This window comes from Rhodococcus sp. NPDC003322, assembly GCF_053589555.1.
In genome coordinates, this window is the sequence record NZ_JBSFSC010000001.1 from 182,979 (window position 1) to 199,934 (window position 16,956).

The 16,956-nt window shown below is 66.7% G+C and carries 16 protein-coding genes; 8 read left to right on the forward strand and 8 right to left on the reverse strand.

The window, feature by feature from the left end; translation table 11 throughout:
• Genes ACWDUM_RS00895 through ACWDUM_RS00905 form a run of 3 tightly spaced genes read right to left on the reverse strand, consistent with a single transcriptional unit; the run spans position 1 to position 3,266 of the window.
• Positions 1–1,080, reverse strand: a complete 1,080-nt coding sequence (locus ACWDUM_RS00895; protein ID WP_450132528.1) for an acyl-CoA dehydrogenase family protein — start codon at positions 1,078–1,080, stop codon at positions 1–3.
• Between the two features lie 6 nt (positions 1,081–1,086).
• Positions 1,087–2,244, reverse strand: a complete 1,158-nt coding sequence (locus ACWDUM_RS00900; RefSeq protein WP_450132529.1) for an acyl-CoA dehydrogenase family protein — start codon at positions 2,242–2,244, stop codon at positions 1,087–1,089.
• Positions 2,244–3,266 (reverse strand): Rieske 2Fe-2S domain-containing protein, encoded by a 1,023-nt coding sequence (locus ACWDUM_RS00905; protein ID WP_450132530.1) that lies wholly within the window; start codon positions 3,264–3,266, stop codon positions 2,244–2,246. The genes ACWDUM_RS00900 and ACWDUM_RS00905 overlap by 1 nt, the downstream gene beginning before the upstream one ends.
• Before the next feature lie 521 nt (positions 3,267–3,787).
• Here ACWDUM_RS00905 and ACWDUM_RS00910 point away from each other — a divergent pair.
• On the forward strand, positions 3,788–4,858 hold the full coding sequence (locus tag ACWDUM_RS00910) for a Zn-dependent alcohol dehydrogenase (RefSeq protein ID WP_450132531.1): 1,071 nt from the start codon (positions 3,788–3,790) through the stop codon (positions 4,856–4,858).
• 86 nt (positions 4,859–4,944) lie between these two features.
• Here the strand turns inward: ACWDUM_RS00910 and ACWDUM_RS00915 are convergent, their stop codons facing one another.
• Positions 4,945–5,973 carry a TetR/AcrR family transcriptional regulator gene (locus ACWDUM_RS00915; RefSeq protein ID WP_450132532.1) on the reverse strand — a complete coding sequence of 343 codons (1,029 nt, stop codon included), beginning with the start codon at positions 5,971–5,973 and terminating at the stop codon, positions 4,945–4,947.
• Between the two features lie 224 nt (positions 5,974–6,197).
• Here ACWDUM_RS00915 and ACWDUM_RS00920 point away from each other — a divergent pair, with 224 nt between their 5' ends.
• From ACWDUM_RS00920 to ACWDUM_RS00945, 6 genes are all read left to right on the forward strand, one after another.
• Positions 6,198–7,736 (forward strand): MFS transporter, encoded by a 1,539-nt coding sequence (locus ACWDUM_RS00920; protein ID WP_450132533.1) that lies wholly within the window; start codon positions 6,198–6,200, stop codon positions 7,734–7,736.
• Positions 7,737–7,818: 82 nt separating this feature from the next.
• Positions 7,819–8,637, forward strand: a complete 819-nt coding sequence (locus ACWDUM_RS00925; protein WP_450132534.1) for an SDR family NAD(P)-dependent oxidoreductase — start codon at positions 7,819–7,821, stop codon at positions 8,635–8,637.
• Positions 8,638–8,886: 249 nt separating this feature from the next.
• Positions 8,887–9,990 carry an alkene reductase gene (locus ACWDUM_RS00930; RefSeq protein ID WP_450132535.1) on the forward strand — a complete coding sequence of 368 codons (1,104 nt, stop codon included), beginning with the start codon at positions 8,887–8,889 and terminating at the stop codon, positions 9,988–9,990.
• An 18-nt stretch (positions 9,991–10,008) separates the two neighbouring features.
• Entirely contained in the window at positions 10,009–10,215 is a 207-nt protein-coding gene (locus ACWDUM_RS00935; RefSeq protein ID WP_450132536.1) for an SDR family oxidoreductase, read from the forward strand.
• A gap of 91 nt (positions 10,216–10,306) precedes the next feature.
• The gene (locus ACWDUM_RS00940) at positions 10,307–10,843 is read left to right on the forward strand and encodes an SRPBCC domain-containing protein (protein WP_450132537.1); all 537 of its coding nucleotides are present in this window, start codon (positions 10,307–10,309) and stop codon (positions 10,841–10,843) included.
• Positions 10,840–11,589 carry an SDR family NAD(P)-dependent oxidoreductase gene (locus ACWDUM_RS00945; protein WP_450132538.1) on the forward strand — a complete coding sequence of 250 codons (750 nt, stop codon included), beginning with the start codon at positions 10,840–10,842 and terminating at the stop codon, positions 11,587–11,589. Before ACWDUM_RS00940 ends, ACWDUM_RS00945 begins: the two co-directional genes overlap by 4 nt.
• Positions 11,590–11,719: 130 nt before the next feature.
• Here the strand turns inward: ACWDUM_RS00945 and ACWDUM_RS00950 are convergent, their stop codons facing one another.
• Complete coding sequence (locus tag ACWDUM_RS00950) at positions 11,720–14,230, reverse strand: ABC transporter permease (RefSeq protein ID WP_450132539.1); 2,511 nt, start codon at positions 14,228–14,230, stop codon at positions 11,720–11,722.
• 26 nt (positions 14,231–14,256) lie between these two features.
• Positions 14,257–15,060, reverse strand: a complete 804-nt coding sequence (locus ACWDUM_RS00955; RefSeq protein WP_450132540.1) for an ABC transporter ATP-binding protein — start codon at positions 15,058–15,060, stop codon at positions 14,257–14,259.
• A 161-nt stretch (positions 15,061–15,221) separates the two neighbouring features.
• Here ACWDUM_RS00955 and ACWDUM_RS00960 point away from each other — a divergent pair, with 161 nt between their 5' ends.
• A complete protein-coding gene (locus ACWDUM_RS00960; RefSeq protein ID WP_450132541.1) occupies positions 15,222–15,989 on the forward strand; it encodes a deoxyribonuclease IV in 768 nt (255 codons plus the stop codon).
• Positions 15,990–16,057: 68 nt separating this feature from the next.
• Here the strand turns inward: ACWDUM_RS00960 and ACWDUM_RS00965 are convergent, their stop codons facing one another.
• Positions 16,058–16,378, reverse strand: a complete 321-nt coding sequence (locus ACWDUM_RS00965; protein WP_450117159.1) for an ArsR/SmtB family transcription factor — start codon at positions 16,376–16,378, stop codon at positions 16,058–16,060.
• Positions 16,375–16,848, reverse strand: coding sequence for an SRPBCC domain-containing protein (locus ACWDUM_RS00970; RefSeq protein WP_450132542.1), 474 nt, complete (start codon positions 16,846–16,848; stop codon positions 16,375–16,377). Before ACWDUM_RS00970 ends, ACWDUM_RS00965 begins: the two co-directional genes overlap by 4 nt.
• Positions 16,849–16,956: the final 108 nt, after the last annotated feature.

A 16,956-nucleotide genomic window follows, 5' to 3' on the forward strand; every position in this document is an offset into this window, starting at 1 on the left:
TCACGCTCCCGTGTAGATCCGGTCGAGGGCCGACACGATCTCTGCGTCGTTGCGTGCCGCCGAGCCGAAGTCGTACTGCCAGCGCTTGGCGGCGTCGGTGAACAGGTGCACGTTGGACTCGACCATGTACCCGATACCCGCGTGGACCTCGTGTGCCGAGTGGACGATCTGCAGCGCGGCCTTCGCCGCCTGCTTGCGCATCAGACCGATGTGGGGCTGCGGATCGATACCGGCGTCGATGGCTCCCGCGGCCGATCGAGCATGTGCCGATGTCAGTTGCGCGGCGATCGCGATGTCGGTGCACAGGTACTGCACCGCCTGGAATCGGCCGATCGGGCCACCGAACTGGTTCCGCTCCTGCGCGTACCGCACGGTGATGTCGAGCAGGCGCAGACCGGCGCCGTAGACCTGTGCGGCGCGCAGCACCGCGCCGCGTTGCTCGGCGACGTGGACGGCGCGGTCGGCGTCGCCGCCGCGGGCCAGCACGGCTGCGTCGGACACCGGCACGCCGTCGAAGGTCACCGCGAAGATCGGGTGCCCGCCCATGTTCGGCATCGCTTCCAGTCCGATGGCAGAACTCGAATCGATCCCGACCACAACGCTTTCACCGCCGCCGGCGTGAACGAGGAAGCTGTCGGCGTGGTCCGCGTAGCCCACGGCCAGCGCGACTCCGTTCAGTGTGCCGTTCTCGTAGGACACCGCCGAGCCCCAGTCGGCGGACGGGAACACCGGGATCACCACGGACCTGCCGTTGCCGATGCGTTCGGCGACCCCGGCCGACTGCTCCGTGCCGATCACCAGCGCGGCGTCCCGGGCAATCGTCAGGTCGAGCAGCGGCGTGCCGGCTAGCGAACGGCCCATTTCGACGAAGATGCCTGCGATCGTCCCGAGCGACGGGCTGTCGTCGTCGGCGCCGCTCGGATCGCCGAGCTGCAGCCAGCCGAGCTCGGCGAACTGCGCAATCTGATCCGCGACGGGAACATCGTTCGACCGGTCGTCCAGCGGCGAGTAGCGCGCGAACACCGACTTGCTCACCTCTGCGAGGGCGGCGAAGTCCTCGCCCCATGCCAATTCCATCATCTGCTCCTATCGCGGCAGGCCGAGGCCCCGCGTCGCGAGCACCATCCGCTTGAGTTGGGACGTTCCTCCGGCGTGGTTGGCAAACGACTGCCGGTACCACGCCTCGGGCTTTCCATTGAGGGGGGCGTATGACGACCCCGACCGCAGCTGACTGGTCGGGCCGAGCACGCGGTCGTAGATCTGAGCGAACAGGGGCTCGTATTCCTTGGCTGCGACCTGCTGGACGCCGCCACCCCACGGGGTCTGCCGACCGCCCGCGTTGTCGCCGATGATCTCGTAGGCGAGCAGACGCTGCGTCTGGACGATCTCGGCCAGTTCGGCCAGGCCGGCCTGCACGTGCGGATCGTCGAGCTTGCCCGGAATCGTCTTGCAGTACGCGATCAGATCGCGCAGCCGGGCCTCTTGCATCGCGTAGATCGGCTCGACGGTGCCCGACGCGTAGAAGGCACGCATGATGTACTGCCAGCCCATGCCCTCTTCACCGATGAGCGAGGTGTCCGGCACTCGAACGTGATCGAGGTGGGTGCTGGACTGGACGCCGCCGCCGTAGTTGCGCATCGGGTGGAGGGTGACTCCGGGACTGCGCAGATCGACCACGAAGATGCTGATCGCATCGCGCGAGCTGGTGTCGGTCGCAGTGCGAGCGGCCACGTACAGCACGTCTGACATCGGCCCCCAGGACGTGAACGCCTTTTCTCCGGTGATGACCCACTCGTCACCGTCCCTGACGGCCTTCGTCCGCAGGGAGCCGAGGTCGGAGCCGGCCTCCGGTTCGGTGAGGCCTTCGGCCCAGAGAGTTCGCATGTCCGCGATGTCCGGAAGCAGGCGCTTCTTCTGCTCTTCGGTGCCGCCCACCAGGATGGTGCCCGCGGCGAGGAAGATTCCGACCGAATTGATCATCGGCGCGTCGGCCGCGTACAGCTCCTCCAGGAGGATCTGGTTCGCGATCGGGGGTAGTCCCTTGCCGCCGTACTCCTTCGGCCAGGTCAGTCCGATCCATCCCTTGGCCGCGATCTTCGTGCTGAACTCGACGGCGATCGCCCACCGATCCGGGGCGTCGTCGAATTCGGGGTTGAAGGCATGCTCCTTCGGCAGCTCGGCGTCGAGAAACTCCCGGATCTCGGCCCGCCAGGCCTCGTGCTCTTGTGCCAGTTCCAGTCTCATTACGTGTCTTCCGCCTGTTGTTCGTCGGTCGCTGCGGTCTGCTCGGCGGCGCCGTGACCGAGGTGACCCTCGGGGTAGAAACGACGAGCCCACTTGCGGATATCGCGGAAACCTGCGGCTTCGGCGGTCGCCAGGCCTGGCGGCTCGGTGTAGCGCTGGTGCTCCCAGATTGCGATGTCGGCCTTGAGCTGTCCGACTGCACTGCGCTGCCGCTTGGCCACTCGGGCGTCGTCCTCGCCGTCTTCCTTGCTCGCCCACGCGGAGAACCGCAGGACCGAGCGCTCGTCGTCGACGGGGGTCACCGCTGTCAGCGCGCAGATGCCGCCGACACCGTAGGCGTACGAGAAGCCCAGTCCCAGGCCCAGGAGCGAGGCATGGGTGCGGCCTTCGACAATCTCAAACTCACCGTCCGCGCCGCGACGCTTGAAGTTCAGTGCCAGTTCGGTTTTGAAGTCGTGCTCACCGAACTCGCGGCCCACGACCGTCGGGAGCTCGTCGGCGCGGTGGACGTACTTGAAGTGCGCGAAGTCGACACCGTTCTCCGCGGCGTACTGCGGATGAATCGGCAGCTCGGCGGTCTCGAAGCGGCCGGCCTCCCCCATCTCGTGATAGTCGCTCGCCGAACCGGAACCCGGAAAGAGGTCGAAGATGCTGGGCACGTCGTACAGCGGGTCGCCGCCGTCGACGTCGTGCCAGATGTACATGATTCCGTCACGCTCGGCGACGGCCCAGGTACCGATCCTGCGGACACGGTTCGTGGCCTTCTGGTACGGGATGCAGGTGTTGCGGCCTTCCGGGCTCCATTCCCAGCCGTGGAACGGGCACCGGATGTCGTCGCCGGATACCGAGCCGCCATGCCCCAAGTGGGCACCGAGGTGCTCGCAGTATGCGTTCAGAACCACCAGGCGGCCGACTTCGGTGCGGTAGGCGACCAGGTCATGACCGAAGTACCGCAGCGGTTTGACGGCGCCGGCTTCGAGGTCGGTTGACCAACCGATCTGGAACCACCCCGTGGGGTTCATCGATAACGCCATGGGTGCCACTTCATCCTCCTGAACTGTTGCAACAGAGGCACTTTCGTCAACTGCACAGAATCTGCTCTACGACAAGGGCTTTCACAGATCGCAAGCCGGTGAGCATGCACCGACGCAGCGGTCCGCCGGAGCACGTCGAGCGACCCGCGATCGTGTCCACAGATCACCGCACCTGCGCACCGTGACTGGCATCACTGTAGCCATTGGCTACGCAAGCGTCAACAATGGTGCGTTGATGTGATCATCACCGGAGGTCACGAGGCTTTCGGGGGGAGCCGTCGCCACTCTTGCGGGACGCCCGCCCCGCTGCGGCGACGTGCACGGCGTGCAGCGCCAACCTGTCTCCGGGGAGCTTGACGGTGGAAGTGTCCGCCCCTAGCATCACCAGCGTTGAGACGGAATCCACAGTGGGGTCAGGTTTTTCCTCATCACCGTTTGTTTCCCACCGCAACTCGCCGCGCTCGCGCGCAGTGTGCGGGTGGGTTCTCATAGAACAGCGAGGCCAAAGATTGAAAGCAATTGTCTTCGACGGCACCACCAACAGGCTGGTTGACGGCGTCACCGTCCGCGACCCGGGCCCCGGCGAGGTCCAGGTCCGCATCGTCGCGAGCGGCCTGTGCCAGAGCGACCTGAGCGTGGTCAACGGAAAGATCCCGTTCCCGTCCCCGGTGATCCTCGGGCACGAGGGTGCGGGCGTCGTCGAGGCCGTCGGGCCGGGCGTCACCATGCCGTCCGTCGGCGACCACGTGGTGCTGTCGACGCTGGCGACGTGCGGCCAGTGCGCCTCGTGCACCTCGGGTCATCCCACGATGTGCCGCGAGTCGTTCGGGAAAACGGCAACCCCGTTCGAGCTCGACGGCACCCCGATCCACAACTTCGCGACGCTCTCGACCTTCAGCGAGCGAATCGTCGTCCAGGCCGGGCAGGCGGTGCCGATCCCGAAGGACATCCCGCTGTCGACGGCGTGCCTGATCGGTTGCGCAGTGCTGACCGGCGCCGGAGCGGTGCTGAACCGGGCCCGCGTCAACCCCGGCGACTCGGTGGTCGTCATCGGCGCGGGCGGCATCGGCCTCAACGTCATTCAGGCCGCTCGAGTCGCGGGCGCGGCGACAATTGTCGCCATTGACACGAACCCCGACAAGCAGTCGAAGACGAGCCTCTTCGGCGCCACCCACTTCATCGATGCGACCGCGGGCGACACCGTCGCCTCTGTCCGTGAGCTCACCGACGGCGGGGCCCGTCACGTATTCGACTGCGTCGGCGGCGAGGCGATCACCAGCCAGGCGATGGAAATGCTCGACTGGGGCGGGCAGTTGATCATGCTCGGTGTCGCCGGTCCGGAGGCCAAGCTGTCGGTCCCGGCCACCACCTTCTACATGGATCGCTCGGTGCTGGGCTGCCGCTACGGATCGTCGCGACCGGGCGCAGACATCCCCAAGTACCTCGATCTGTACCGGTCCGGTCGGCTCCTCCTCGACGAATTGGTCACCAAGACATACGAGTTGGAGGACTTCGAATCGCTGATCGACGACGCCCGGGCCGGAAGGCTCGACCGCGGAGTCCTGCTGATGCCGGCCTGACGTCGGCTCCAGATCTCGCCGGTGAACGCGCGTGAAGTGCCCACGGGGCCTTCCGCGCGTTTCGGCTTCTCCGATTGCCGGGCCGGCTACCCGTTCGGCCGGGTGGCGTAGACGAGGACCTTGAGCATGTCGGCGACTTCCTGCCGGACGTCTTCGCGACTGCGATCCGAATTGTCCGCGAGCACCGTGAGATACGGCTCGTACAGATCCCACACCGAGCCGACGAGGGCGACCAGGGACGCAAGCACGTTCGAATCGAACTCGGCCCGCACCTGCGGCTCGACCGGGTTCTCCCACAAGGCGTCGATCTGCGATCGATAGCCCCGGGACCGGACTCCACCGAGAAGGCGATCCGGTCGGGTTCCTTCGGAGACCGCCCACATCAGCATCCGGCCGAACTGACCCGCGTCGACATCAGCGCCGAACGAGTTCTCGATCGCGGCGTACGCGTCTTCCTCACTGGACAGACGCTCGCCGCCATAGGTGACGAGCAACTCCATCACCGCCGCCAACAGGTTCTCTTTGGTTCGATAGAACCGATAGATCAGGCCGTACGACACACCCGCCGCGGCGGCGATCTCTCGTAGCGACACTTTCGCCGGCCCCTTGCGCGAGAAGAGATCCGCTGCTGCGAGAAGGATGGCGTGTTGCGCGCCGGTCTCCCCCTCTCGAGACGGTTTCCACTCAGCGATCTCGTTGCCCGCGCGATTCGAATCGGACTCGGCATCCGATATGAGACCCTCTTCGATCGGTCCGGCTACGAAGTTGTCGGCCAACCGAAGCGCATCCACCTTCGAGTCCGGACTGAGCAACAGGTCAGCAGGCGTCCGATCGAACTCGTCGATTCTCGCGATCGACCACCGGGCGATGGCGTGCGGTTGGACATCCTCGGCGAACGCCGCAAGGAACTCGGGGATCTCCGGACGGACCCTGCGCTTCTCCAGATCGAACTGCCATACAGGGAACAGCGTAGCGCCGTGGCCTGGATAGCCGAGCATCTTCCTGTTCTGGACGCGCTTGTTGATCGCCTGCCGGCTGATATCGAGGAACTCGGCCGCCTGCGGCGTGGTCCAGACTTCGTCGGGGCGTTCGGTGCGGTCGCGGAGGGCTTCCATATCGCGCGAACCCTATCACGATCACCGGCGCCGAAATCGACGGAGAGCGGCCGATACTGCTTCGATTCGCACCCGTTGCGCCTGTGGTGACGAGGCGACCCCGCCTCACTTGTTGACGCAATCGTAGCCACTGGCTACTGTGACGGCAGTCACCACTCGCCGCTGGGGCGATCCGCGAACACGACCGCAGGTCGCTCCCCTCGACCACAGGGGACCTCCGTGGCATGCCCCTGCCGGTCGAGTACGTGAAAGGCATTGTCGTAGAGCAGCTTCTGCAGAGCTGTCGCGAACATCGCCGGTGCGGCCACGAATGGGAGCCCCGCGCTCGACGTCAGCATCGAATTTCCACTCGGTCATCACATCGAACGACACCGAACAGGATCAATATGAGCTCACCCGAGATTGCGCCGTCACCCGGCCTGGTTCGCAGGGCGTCACTGGCAGGCTTCTTCGGAACCGCCGTCGAAGCCTACGACTTCATGGTTTTCACTTTCCTGATCGCCTACCTGGCTCCAAAGTTCTTTCCCAGCGACAACCCTACGGCTGGAATGCTGAGCTCGCTCGCGGTCCTCGGCACCGGATTCCTTGCGCGCCCGATCGGAGGCATCGTCTTCGGTCGAATCGGTGACCGCTACGGTCGTCGATTCGCGCTGATCCTCACCATCTCCGGCATGGGTGGCGCCACCATCCTGATGGGGCTGTTGCCGACGCACTCCGCCGTCGGAATCCTTGCCCCCGTGCTGCTCGTTCTCACGCGCCTGATGCAGGGATTCTTCGCCGGCGGGGAGCAGATGGGTTCGGCCACGTTCGTCACCGAACACGCATCCGCCAAGAACTACGGCTTCCTGAGCGCGATGACCCCGGTGGGATTCGCATTCGGTGCCGCAGTTGCTCCGCTGGTCGTCGCCGTCACCACATCCCTGTCTTCGGAGGACGTGATGGCCAGCTGGGGTTGGCGCGTTCCTCTCCTCATGTCGCTGCCGCTGATGCTGTACGTGCTGTACCTGCGTACCCGGCTGGAGGAATCACCTGAATTCACGGAACTCGCGGGCAAGCACAAGGTCCAGTCCGCCCCGCTGCGTTCGGTCGTCAAGGGTTACCCCGTGACACTGCTGCGTGTGATCGCAATCAGCGCATCGGTTCTCGCGATCGGCTACGTGATTCCGGCGTACATGCCACTGTTCCTTCAGCGCGAGGTCGGTATGACCCCTGGCGCCACCGCCTGGCTGGCCACCGCCGGATCGACCTTCGCCATCGCCATCGGATTCGCCGCCGGATTCATGATCGACAGGAGCGGCCGAAGGAACACCATGATCCTGGGGTTGGGCATCATTCTGGTGACGATGTTCCCGATCATGTACGTCATCAAGGCGACCGGCGGGAATCCGATCGTCACCACGCTCGGTCACATGCTCCTCGTCGGACTGGCCGGAGCCTCCGCTGTCCCTGTGTACGCGACACTCACGTCGGCCTTCCCGGCCGCGGTTCGCTACACCGGCGCTGCAATCGGATTCGGTCTCGGTTCGGCGATCGGCGGCGGGCTCGGGCCCTACCTCGCAGGAAAGCTCACCGCGGTGACAGGGAACCCCTACGCAGCTTCCGTCGTCGTCGGCGCCGCAGCACTGTTGGGCATCCTGGTGATTGTCACCATGCCGAACAGCAACAGTAACGCTGCGCCCGAAGCAACGCTCATGACAGGTGACATCGAGCCGGTCGAGGCGGATTCGGCCGACGAGCCCTCACTGTCGTCGAAGCCGGTGTGACACGCACTGTTCTCGACCCCGTGGTCCTTACGCTTCTGGGCCGCAAACATCAGGGCCACACAGTCTCTCGATCGGAGTTCACATGACTCAGGACCATGCGCCGTCTGTCGACCGCGCCGAAAGTGACCGGCTCGTCGAGTACCGCAGTCGATTCGACCTGTCGCGACGCCGATACCTCGTGCTCGGCGGCGGACAGGGAATGGGGCGGCAGGTCTCTCATGCACTCGCTCAGCTCGGTGCCACAGTGGTCGTCGTCGACATCGACCGGGACCGTGCCACCGACGTGTGCGCAGAGATCGGCGCGGCTGCCACAGCCGAGCAGGTCGACGCCACCGACGACGCCGACATGGCTGCGCTGGCCGAGCGTGCGGGCGAGATCGACGGCGTCGTCGACGTCATTGGTATGGCGCGATACGGCCCCCTGCTCGGCATCACCGACGACGACTGGCGATGGGAGGAGGGCATCGTCTTGCGCCACGCGGTCCTCGCGATCCGGCATTTCGGCGCCCGGCTGCGTGACCGTGGCGACGGCTCCATCACCTTCGTCTCGTCGGTCTCCGGAATCGGCAGCTCTCCGGTGCACGCCGCCTACGGCGTGTACAAGGCCGCACTCGGATCGCTGGTCCGCTCTGCGTCAATTGAGCTGGGACCGTTCGGCATTCGCGTCAACGCGGTCGCTCCTGGATTCGTCCTCACACCCCGGATCTCAGCGATCCTCGACGCCGATGCGCTCGAGAACACCCGCACCCAGATACCGCTTCAGCGGGTGACAATGCCTGCCGACGTCGCGAGCGCCCTGGTGTTCCTGGTGAGCGACCTCGCCCGGACGATCACCGGACAGGTGATGGTCGTCGACGGCGGGGCGACCAACAAGTACCCGTACGACATGTCGGGCTTCTGAGTCCGCCGGCCACCGTTTGTCCACTCGCCGTCACCCATGAGGGCGAGACAGGCGTCCCTTGCCGAGTCACCCGTCTGCCGAGGAGGCAGACCCGGCGCAACCGGCATTTGTATCGCACCATCTCGATCCCCATGCCCGGCTTGGTAACCGGGCCCACCGACAAGGTTTTCCCGACACCACGACACTCTCGGAAGGAGGACGGCGCTGCATCTCCCTCGTGAACGAGGGCGTATCCGCGCCGAACATCAGATGACTCGGTTGTTTGACGATTACCGACTCGGTGACATCGCTCTCAGGAACCGCGTGGTGATGGCCCCCATGACGCGGGCCCGCAGCAACGACACCATCGCGGGCGCAGATACGGCGGAGTATTACCGCCAGCGCGCGACCGCAGGATTGATCGTCACCGAAGGCACACCGATCTCCCCCGAAGGCCAAGGATATGCGTTCGTTCCGGGAATCTGGTCCGGGGAACAGGTTGCCGGCTGGCGAATGGTGACCGATGCCGTCCACAACGAGGGGGGCCGTATCTTTGCCCAGCTCTGGCATGTCGGCCGACTCTCGCACACCTCGCTCCAGCCTGATCGGCAGCGGCCTGTCAGTGCCGGTGCAGTACCGGCCCGCGAGTGCAAGACCTTCGCGTTCGTCGACGACGACACCATCGGCTTCGTCGATGTGAGCACCCCCCGGCCGTTGTCCACAGAGGAAGTGGACAGGGTGATTCGTGACTTCGCATGCGGCGCAACCAACGCGAACGCCTCCGGCTTCGACGGCGTCGAATTGCACGGCGCCAACGGCTACCTGTTCGAGCAGTTCCTCAACCCCTCGAGCAACACGAGAACCGATCGCTACGGTGGGTCCGTTCCACATCGTGCCCGGTTCCTCCTCGAGACGGTCGATCGGGTGAGTGAGGCGATCGGGTCCACCCGCGTCGGGGTCCGGCTTTCGCCGTTCAGTGAGCTGTTCGACATGCCTGCCTACTCCGAAACCGTTGATACCTATCTGTATCTGGCGTCCGAATTGTCCCGCCGGAACCTCGCCTACGTGCACCTCATCGATCAACTTCCGGCCGGCGGTCGCGCCGTCGGGGTCGATATTTTCACCGAGTTCCGAGCGGAGTACCGGGGAACGATCGTCCTCGCGGGCGGTATGACCCGAGAACTGGCAGAGGACTTGATGGAGAAGAACGTGATCGACCTGGCCGCGTTCGGGCAGCCGTTCATCGCCAACCCCGACCTTGTCGAGCGCATGCAGAACGGGTGGCCCCTGACAGAGCCCGATCCGAACTCGTATTACGGCGGTGGGGCAGAGGGCTACCTCGACTACCCGAGGTTCGCCCCGGCGACCGTGTGACCCGTCCACCCCGCCGGGGTGAGTACCGATATGCAGCCCGTCGAAATGCAGCAGATGATCGCCGAACATGGTGCAACCCTGGGCCCGATCTTCATGAATGCCCTGCCTGACTCCGAAAGCGAACCCGAGGACATCGCGGCGACGGTCGCGTGGTTGGCGTCCGAGGAAGCTCGTCACATCACCGGGGCGCAGATCCCGGTCGACATGGGGACGCTCATCCGCTGACCGCCGTGGGCTCCGTTGCATCCCTGGCTGCAACGGGCGACCGCACACGCGGCGAACACGATGGTCAATATCTCTCACTATTGGAGGTTGAATGCCTGAATTGCCAATCCCGAGTTATGACCCGGCCACGCTGGTTCGATCCGTCGAGGTCGAGATCGAGGCGCCCGCGAGCGTGGTGTGGCGGGTTCTCACGGACTTCGACAGCTATCCGCTCTGGAACCCATTCTGCGTCGCGGTGAGATCAAAGCTGGAAATCGGTGCACCCGTCGAGATGACGCTGACGGACTACACGGGTGGCGACGGGATCTTCCCGTACACCGAGTACGTCTGCGCCGTCGTGCCGGAGCGTCTGCTGTCGTGGGAGCTGCTACCGACAGCCGACTGCCGGGATGCCGCCCGACGCGATCAGGTCATCGAGCGCATCGACGAGAATCGTTGTCGCTACTACTCCACGGACGCATTCCTCGGTGAGGTCGCGCACCAGATCATGGCCGACAGCGGCGAGTGGGTGAAACGTGCATTCGACGACACCGCCGTGGCGCTGAAAGAACGATGCGAGAACCTCCATCGCGATGCGGTCGTCGAAATCGGCAGTTCGGCAAGACAACTCGGAAGGGTGGACAAGTGACTAACCGCATGCAGGACAAGGTCGTCATCGTTACCGGCGCATCGTCCGGACTTGGCCGCGCGACAGCCGAATTGATGATCGCCGAAGGTGCCCGTGTCGTCATCGCGGACGTCAACCAGGTGGCGGGGGAGGCGGTGGCGAGCGCGACCGGTGCCGAATTCGTCCGCACCGATGTCGGCAACCCGGTGGAGGTCGATGCGCTGGTTGCAGGCACTGTGGCCCGGTTCGGGCGGCTCGACGTGATGTGCAACAACGCCGGCGTCATCGCCACCACGCCCGTCCTCGAGACGACGGACGACGAGTACAACCGAATGGTGGCCGTCAACTTCGGAGGGGTCTTCTACGGCACGAGGGCGGCGGCGCGGGTGATGGCGGAACAAGGGTCCGGCGTCATCGTCAACACGGCGTCGAACGGCGGTTGTTCCCCGTCGGAAGGAATGGCTGTCTACTGCGGCACGAAGGCAGCGGTGGTCGCGCTGTCGAAGGCATGCGCAATCGAGCTGGCATCCCAAGGCGTGCGGGTGAACACCATCTCGCCGGGGACAATGCTCACCGGAATGGTGCCGGACGTGGAGGGAGTCGTCGAGATTCTGGACAAGCTCCAACCCATCGGATACGCCGCGAATCCGTCCCAGATGGCGGAAGGGGTCCTGTTCCTCGCCTCGGACGAGGCCAACTACGTCACCGGTCACGACCTGGTCGTGGACGGAGGGGCGACCGCAGGCAGGCGCGCGGTAGGAATCTGAACCGCGCCAGGAGCGATCGGCCCGGCCTGGAAGTCACACATGTCGACGCGACACACGTCGCCGGCTTTCCAGAGAAATCGACTGTGCCGGTGGGTGTGACACCCACCGGCACAGCCTGATTCACCGGTTCCTACACCCCCGCGATCGCCTCCAGCGGCTTGGTGCGGGCGGCGCGGCTCGCCGGCCACAGGGCGGCGAGGACGCCGACGATCCCGGACCCGACGAGCATCGCGATCACCTGACCCCACGGCACCGCGACGGTGCCGAGGCCCTCGTCGGCGAGGGTGCGGACGAATCCCCACCCGAACACGAGACCGAGCAGCACCCCGACCGCGGCGCCGAACACCGCGATCAGCACCGACTCGATGTAGATGGTGCGGCGCACCTGCGGGCGCTGCATGCCGACGGCGCGCAGCATGCCGATCTCTCGGCGCCGTTCGACCACCGACAGCGCGAGCGTGTTGACGATGCCGAGGATCGCGATCACCACCGCCAATGCCAGCAGCCCGTACAGGACCGCCAGCAGGGTGTCGATCTGCTGGCCCTGCTCCCCCTTGAACTGGTCGCGGTCCTTGACCTGCACCACCAGGAAGGGGTCGGTGGCCTTCTCGATCTCGCCGCGCATCGCGGTCAGGTCGGCCCCGGGTTGCGCCTTGATCAGCACCGCCCAGTCCGCGCGCATCACCGCAGGCGTGACCTGTTCGTAGACCTGTTGCGTGGTGGCCCAGTCGCCGAGCAGTTGGTTCTCGGCGTAGATGCCGGTCAGCTCGGCGGTCACCGTGTCGCCGTCCTTGTTGGTCATGACGATCGGGGTGCCGAGCTTCCACCCCTTCTCGGCCGCGAAGGACTCCGACGCGAGTACCACGTTGCCGTCCAGTGCGGCACTGCCCTCGACGAGCTGGTAGTCGAGCACCCCGTCGAGCTGGCCGCCGACGCCGGTGCCCATCGTCTGCTCGTCGTCGATCTTGACCGACACCCCGTGCAGCGACACCGCCGTCGCGACCCCGGGCACCTTCGCCGCGGCCGCGGCCGCCCCGACCGGAACGCCGATCTGCTGCGGCCCGGTGAGGATGTAGTCGGCCTGGATGCCGGTGTCCACGAGTTCGTCGACACTGGCCTTCGCGGACGACCCGAACACCCCGATCACCGTCACCAGCATCAGCCCGAGTGTCAGCGCGAACGCCGTCGCTGCGGTGCGCCGCGGGTTGCGGACGGCGTTGGTGCGGGCCAGCCGACCGACCGCGCCGAACGGGCGGGCGAACACCGTCCCGAGCGCCCCGACCACCGGCCGCGACAGGGCCGGCGCGGCCAGTAGCACCGCGAGAATCAGGGCCGCGGCGCCGAGTCCGACCGTCGCGGCGGCACCACCACCGGTACCGCGGGCACCGATCACCAGCAGCACCACGCCGAGCACCGCGAACGCGGAGCCGATCAGGGTGCGGACCCGCAGCGTGTCGCCTGCGGCGGCGAACTCCTCCCGCATCGCGGCGACCGGCGGGGTCTTCGCGGCCCGCCGGGCCGGCGCGTATGCGCTGACCACGGTGACGAGCACGCCGATGAGCAACGCGACGACGACCGTGCGGGGGGCCAGTTGCAGCGGGCCGGACGGCAATCCGACGTCGAACGCGTTGAGCATCGACCGCAGCCCGTAGGCGAGGGCGACACCGGCGGCGATGCCGATCGCGCTGCCGAGCACCCCGACCACGAGCGCCTCGGTGACCACCGAGCGACCGACCTGCCCGCGGCTGGCACCGATCGCCCGCAGCAACGCGAGTTCCCGCAGACGCTGCGCGACGATCATCGAGAAGGTGTTGTAGATGATGAACGTGCCGACGAGCAGGGCGATCGCACCGAACGCGAGCAGGAAGTAGTTGACGAACTTCAGCGCCGAGGTGACCTCCGCCTCGACCTCGTCCCGGACCTCCGCACCGGTCTGCACCTTGGTGTCGGGCAGCGCGGTCGCGATCGCCTCCTTCAGCTGCTCCGGCCCGACGGTACCGTCACCGGCGACGTCGAGGTAGTTCGCGTGGGTGCCGTCGGTGAACAGTTCCGTCGCCTGCCCCGCCTCGAACAGGGCACCGATGAATCCACCGGTGTCCGTCGGGCTTTCGTAGATTCCCGACACCTCCACGCTCAACACCCCGTGCGACGGGACGAGGACCTGGGTGGTGTCACCGACCTTCAGGCCGGCCTTGTCGGCACCGCCTTCGTTCAGCGCGATCTGTCCCGGCGCGACCGGTGGGGTACCCGCGATGAACTCGGGCGGGTCACCGAGTGCGCGGTCCGGCGGCAGGTACGACTCCCCGAGACTGGGCGCGCCGCCGGTCTGCACCGGCGCCTTGTCCACGCCGAGGAGCACGATCTGGCCGTTGACGGAGGGCACCACCGTGCGTACGCCGGGGACCGCCTCGATCGTGGCGGTGTCGGAGAGCGGGACCCCGCTCGATCCCTGCTCGGGGGTGGAGACCCGGACGTCGACGCCCTTCGCGGCGTCCTCGAACAGGCCGTTGAAGGTGCGCTGCAGGGTGTCGGTGAACACGAACGATCCGGTCACGAACGCGGTACCCAGCACCACGGCGAGGACCGTCAGGATCAGGCGCACCTTGTGCGCGGCGAGGTTGCGCAGGGACAACTTGCGCATCGGATTCCGGTTCAGCGTCGCCACGGTCAGCCCCGCACGCTCACGCGGGCGTCGAGGCCCTTCATCCGGTCGAGGACGGTGTCGGCGGTCGGCTCACGCAGCTCGTCGACGATCTGCCCGTCGGCGAGGAACACCACCCGGTCCGCGTAGCTCGCGGCGCGCGGGTCGTGGGTCACGATGACGACGGTCTGCCGGAACTCGTCGACCGCGGCGCGCAGGATCGAGAGCACCTCGCCCGACGAGTGCGAGTCGAGGTTGCCGGTCGGCTCGTCACCGAAGATGATCTCCGGTTGCCCGGCGAGCGCCCGCGCACACGCCACCCGCTGCTGCTGGCCACCGGACAGCTCGCTGGGCCGGTGGTCGAGACGATCGGTGAGCCCGAGCCGGGTGAGGACCGAGTCCAGCCACTGCTGGTCGGCCTTGCGGCCGGCGATGTCGAGGGGCAGCGTGATGTTCTCCAACGCCGTCAGCGTCGGCACCAGGTTGAACGCTTGGAACACGAACCCGATGCGGTCGCGGCGCAGCGCCGTCATGCCCTTGTCGGACAGCCCGGTGAGGTCGGTGTCACCGATCAGCACCGACCCGGAGGTGGCCGAGTCCAGGCCGGCCAGGCAGTGCATCAGGGTGCTCTTCCCGGACCCCGACGGCCCCATGATCGCGGTGAACTCCCCCCGCGCGAATTCGACGTCGACGCCCCTGCTCGCGGAGTCGGCCGTTGTACCACCGAGTGCGGTGACCGCTGTCTCCCCCGAACCGTACGTCTTGGTCAGGTTCACTGCCCGGGCGGCGACGGTCTCGGATGTGGGGTCTGGTGCGGCGTGCGCGCTCATGACTGCCTTTCCTGCGGATCCGGTGAAGTCGGACCGGCCGGTCCGACCCGTCCATCCTGACCGTCGAGGGCGCCCGCCGCCATCAGGGACCACCCTGATCTCGACCCCAGGGTTGCACTCGGACCCGATCCGCGCCGCGCGTCGGCCAGTACGCTGGCCTCATGCGCATCGGAGCCCACGTACGCCAGGACGACGACCCGATCGGAGCCGGTGAGGCTCTCGGCGCCGAGGTCGTGCAGCTGTTCCTCACCGACCCGCAGAAGTGGAACAAGCTGACCGAGCACCCCCGGGCCGACCAGATCCGGCAGAGCCCGATCGACGTGGTCGTGCACTCGTCGTACGTCATCAACGTGGCGTCACTGAACAACCGGATCCGGATCCCGTCCCGCAAGGCCGTCGCCGAGCAGGCGAAGGCGGCCGCGGATCTCGGCGCGATCGGACTCGTCGTGCACGGCGGTCACGTGCGCGACGGCGAGGACCAGGCCGAGGGGTTCGCCAACTGGCGCAAGCTGTTCGAACGCGAGGCGGACAAGGGCGGATTCCCGTTGCCGATCCTGATCGAGAACACCGCAGGCGGGGACGCGGCGATGGCCCGGCACTTCGACGACATCGCCCGGCTGTGGGACGAGGTCGGCGAGTTCGGTGCGGGCTTCTGCCTCGACACCTGCCACGCGTGGGCCGGCGGCGAGGACCTGGTCGGCGTCGTCGAACGGGTCAAGGCGATCACCGGTCGCATCGACCTGGTGCATCTGAACAACTCCCGCGACGAGTTCAATTCCGCCCGGGACCGGCACGCGAACCTGGCCGACGGCACCATCGACCCGGCGGTGCTCGCCGAGGTGGTGCGCACCGCGCAGGCGCCGGTGATCCTCGAAACCCCCGCGGACGGTCTCGCCGACGACCTCGCGTACCTGCGCGAGGCGCTGTAGGCGCGTTCGGCGCCTGTGCGCACTTGTGGTGGTTGGAGCCACCACAAGTGCGCACATGTGCGTAGCGCCTACAGGTTCTCGGCGATGCGTTTGATCTCCGCCAGGCGGGCGTCCCACTGCGCGCCGATCTCCTCGAGGCGGCGGCCGACCGCGCTGAGCACCGACCCGAGCGCGCGGTAGCGGACCTCACGCCCGACCGGGACCCGCTCGACCAACCCGGCCGCCTCGAGTGCTGCGAGATGCTTCGCGATGGCCTGCCTGCTCACCGGCAGCCGATCCGCCAGCGCGGACGCCGACAGATCGGAGCGCCCGAGCAGTTCGAGGACGCTCCAGCGGGTGTCGTCGGCGAGCACCGCGAACACCGCCGTGGGTGACTGATCGACCGTCACACCGACGCCGCTTCCAGGTAGGCGGCGAGCTCGTCGAGTTCGCCGTCCCAGCCCTGCCGGTTGTCCTCGAGCTGACCGCGCCGGACCTCCTCGTCGTCGCTGATCCGGTCGAAGCCGCTCTCCACGACGGTGAGCACCGTGGCATCGCCGTCCTCGACGAGGGTGAAGCGGGCCTCGGTGGCGCGGGCGAAGTCGAACTCGCCGGGCTGCATGTCCCAGCGATAGGCGAAGTGCGCCGGCTCGTCAACCTCGGTGATCACCAACGGGAACTCACCGTGCTCGGTCCAGCCGAAGCCCCCCTTGGCCCCGACCTCGAGCGCGTCGATCCGCGCGGTCTGACCGAACCATTTCGCGATGTGTTCGGGATCGGTCAGCGCACGCCAGACCGCGGCGCGGGGTGCGTTGACGACGATGGTGCGACTGACGGTGTATCGATCGCCGTCGACGACGGCTGCCTGTGTGTTCGTCATGTCGTGGCTCCTGCCGTGAGGGTTCACTCGAACATTGCAACCCAATGGTTGCACTTCTCGGCACGTGGCGCAACCCACCAGTTGCACATGGGTGCGCGCAAACATGTC

Bases quoted from the DNA above. Each gene is read 5' to 3' on its own strand.
- ACWDUM_RS00895 (WP_450132528.1), bottom strand. From the start codon at position 1,080: ATGATGGAATTGGCATGGGGCGAGGACTTCGCCGCCCTCGCAGAGGTG.
- ACWDUM_RS00930 (WP_450132535.1), top strand. From the start codon at position 8,887: ATGACTCGGTTGTTTGACGATTACCGACTCGGTGACATCGCTCTCAGG.
- ACWDUM_RS00940 (WP_450132537.1), top strand. From the start codon at position 10,307: ATGCCTGAATTGCCAATCCCGAGTTATGACCCGGCCACGCTGGTTCGA.
- ACWDUM_RS00950 (WP_450132539.1), bottom strand. From the start codon at position 14,230: ATGCGCAAGTTGTCCCTGCGCAACCTCGCCGCGCACAAGGTGCGCCTG.
- ACWDUM_RS00900 (WP_450132529.1), bottom strand. From the start codon at position 2,244: ATGAGACTGGAACTGGCACAAGAGCACGAGGCCTGGCGGGCCGAGATC.
- ACWDUM_RS00970 (WP_450132542.1), bottom strand. From the start codon at position 16,848: ATGACGAACACACAGGCAGCCGTCGTCGACGGCGATCGATACACCGTC.
- ACWDUM_RS00905 (WP_450132530.1), bottom strand. From the start codon at position 3,266: ATGAACCCCACGGGGTGGTTCCAGATCGGTTGGTCAACCGACCTCGAA.
- ACWDUM_RS00925 (WP_450132534.1), top strand. From the start codon at position 7,819: ATGACTCAGGACCATGCGCCGTCTGTCGACCGCGCCGAAAGTGACCGG.
- ACWDUM_RS00920 (WP_450132533.1), top strand. From the start codon at position 6,198: ATGCCCCTGCCGGTCGAGTACGTGAAAGGCATTGTCGTAGAGCAGCTT.
- ACWDUM_RS00955 (WP_450132540.1), bottom strand. From the start codon at position 15,060: ATGAGCGCGCACGCCGCACCAGACCCCACATCCGAGACCGTCGCCGCC.
- ACWDUM_RS00960 (WP_450132541.1), top strand. From the start codon at position 15,222: ATGCGCATCGGAGCCCACGTACGCCAGGACGACGACCCGATCGGAGCC.
- ACWDUM_RS00915 (WP_450132532.1), bottom strand. From the start codon at position 5,973: ATGGAAGCCCTCCGCGACCGCACCGAACGCCCCGACGAAGTCTGGACC.